General features: G+C 28.1%; 3 protein-coding genes. All 3 read left to right on the top strand.

Annotated elements, in window-relative coordinates:
* Nucleotides 1-172: 172 nt before the first annotated feature.
* The 3 genes from NFR82_RS08740 (at nucleotide 173) to NFR82_RS08750 (ending at nucleotide 1,986) form a co-directional block, all read left to right on the top strand.
* Nucleotides 173-1,156 (top strand): DUF6568 family protein, encoded by a 984-nt coding sequence (locus NFR82_RS08740; protein ID WP_251717888.1) that lies wholly within the window; start codon nucleotides 173-175, stop codon nucleotides 1,154-1,156.
* Nucleotides 1,157-1,321: 165 nt separating this feature from the next.
* A complete protein-coding gene (locus NFR82_RS08745; protein ID WP_251717889.1) occupies nucleotides 1,322-1,576 on the top strand; it encodes a Blp family class II bacteriocin in 255 nt (84 codons plus the stop codon).
* 5 nt (nucleotides 1,577-1,581) lie between these two features.
* A complete protein-coding gene (locus NFR82_RS08750) occupies nucleotides 1,582-1,986 on the top strand; it encodes a hypothetical protein (RefSeq protein WP_251717890.1) in 405 nt (134 codons plus the stop codon).
* Nucleotides 1,987-2,218 lie beyond the last annotated feature (232 nt).

A 2,218-nucleotide genomic window follows, 5' to 3' on the forward strand; every position in this document is an offset into this window, starting at 1 on the left:
CCTCCATAAATTTAATGAGATTAGAATACCTGAAAAATGAGGACAAAAACAGACACCTGGTTATTTGACGCTTACAATTGATCTATTTTTTATCGAGTTTAGTCTTTTTTCTACTTAAAAATACAGTAAATGCTATTTTTTAAGTGAAATAAACTTAGAAAAGGAATTTATTATGGAAAAAAGAAAATTAATTGCTTTAATGGTTAGTCCTATTGCATTATTAATGATGGGTACGTCTGTTGTTAATGCTGATGAAGTTAATTCTACTCAAATTGAAAGTAGAAAAGAGGTTAACCTTAAAAATAATATTAGTAATGAATCACAAACACAAAAAATAAATGATTCAGAGAAAAACGAAAGTGATGATAGTCAGTCATCTTCTGATAGTACTGCTAATGATTTACCTTCAAATGATAAGAAGGATGACAATCAAAAAGTAATGGAGGATCAAGAGAAAGACTCTGATGATGAAAGTAATGACGAAGAAGATATTACTATAGATGAATATTATGACAATGTAGAAAATATGCAACATGTAAATATTGCACAAGTTAAGGAATTAATTGGAAAGAAGGATAACCAAGAACAGTTATTGTATATTGGTCGTCCAACTTGCTATTATTGTCGACAATTTTCTCCTGTATTAAAGGATTTTAACGAGTTGGTTAAAGGTAAATTATTTTATTTTGATATTGATGCTGAAAAAGGCGCTCATGAGTATGCGTTTAAGGATATTGGAATTCCAGGTACTCCAACTACTATGAGATTTATGAATGGTCAAATTATTAGTGCTTGGATTGGTGGAGAGAAAACAGCAAAAGAATTATATGATTTTTTATATTCCTCAGAATCTAATAAAATTGCAAATAGTTTGATTATTGAAGAGAAAATGGAACCATCTGAAAATAATATTTTAGAGAAGAATAATGCAGTAGAATCGACTGCAATTGATTATAGCTCGAACGAAGATATTCTAAAAGTTAAGCCTAATATTATTTTGACAAAAGCCTATATTGTAATGAATTCAACGTTTGATATTAATAGGATGGTTAGTTTTGACTTAAAACAATTTAAAATTGATAAAATTCAGCATCAGCGGATTTTTTATAAATTGAAAAAGGGATTAATTATAAAAGTAGTAAAGCAATCCAAATAAAATAAGCATAGAAAGTAGATCTATTTGAAATAAAGAAACTAGATTGGTCATAAAGTATGTAGAATTAATCAATTTAACCATAAGAAGAGCTGAATTTTATATTATAAAATTGCAAATTGAGGAAAAGAACAATTTGTAAAGATAAAAAATTAGGAGGATGTTCAAATGGAAAATTTTGAAATTTTAAATGAAAAGGAATTGAAAGTTACTGTTGGTGGAGGTAACAGAAAAGTTGCTAAGTGTGCAGGTTACATTTTAAAAAATGCTGGTTCTGGTGCTGTAGCGGGCGGAATTAGCGGTACTGCTGTAGGTGTAGGCGTAGGTACGTTTGGTGGAGCCATGTTTGGTGGAAGTATTGGAGTCATTAAAGGTTCCGCTTCATGTGTAGGTTATTTAGTTTCTCATAGAAGAAAGAGATAAACAGCATGTCAAAGAAGCAAATAACAATTAGAAGTATTATAAGTGGATGTTTGTACTGTATTTTAAATGTATTATTAAATGTAATATTTAAATGGACTCCTACGCCCTTATCAATTCTTGAAATTGTAATTGAAAGTGTCCTATTTTCAATATTTATGAGCTGGTTAATTAGTACAAATAAAAATTCTAAAAAAGGTACTAATAATAATAAAAGCTTCTTAAAATATTTTTTAACTGGTATGTTAGGCAGTTGGATAATTCTTACCATAATGTTGTTTGTCCAAATAGATAATCAAATAAATAAAGTTGTGGTTGAAAACATTCCTTTATTTATCTGCGTATATGTAGTTATTGGGATCATTTGTGGTCTTGCAATGTATCTAGCATTTCGGAAAGCAACAAAAAATTAACTTAAAATACCAAATCTATTTTTTGTAGTAGATTTGGTATTTTTGTATGAAAAGATTTTATTGATAAGTAATTATAAATAAAATTAACTTTCATAGAAGTTATAGTTACGAAATATTATGAATAATATTTAACGGAAAAAGTAATATCTGGATTCAGAGACCGTAAAATAGTTTGTGTAAGGATGAATTATTCCTTAAATTATTTTCTCAAAATATAGAAAAAGGAGTTCCT

Origin of the sequence: Lactobacillus agrestimuris (assembly GCF_943193025.1) — a bacterium.
GTDB classification, from domain to species: domain Bacteria; phylum Bacillota; class Bacilli; order Lactobacillales; family Lactobacillaceae; genus Lactobacillus; species Lactobacillus agrestimuris.

What these genes read in the sequence shown, in the direction of transcription:
- NFR82_RS08740 (WP_251717888.1), top strand. Translation starts at nt 173, where the DNA reads ATGGAAAAAAGAAAATTAATTGCTTTAATGGTTAGTCCTATTGCATTA.
- NFR82_RS08745 (WP_251717889.1), top strand. Translation starts at nt 1,322, where the DNA reads ATGGAAAATTTTGAAATTTTAAATGAAAAGGAATTGAAAGTTACTGTT.
- NFR82_RS08750 (WP_251717890.1), top strand. Translation starts at nt 1,582, where the DNA reads ATGTCAAAGAAGCAAATAACAATTAGAAGTATTATAAGTGGATGTTTG.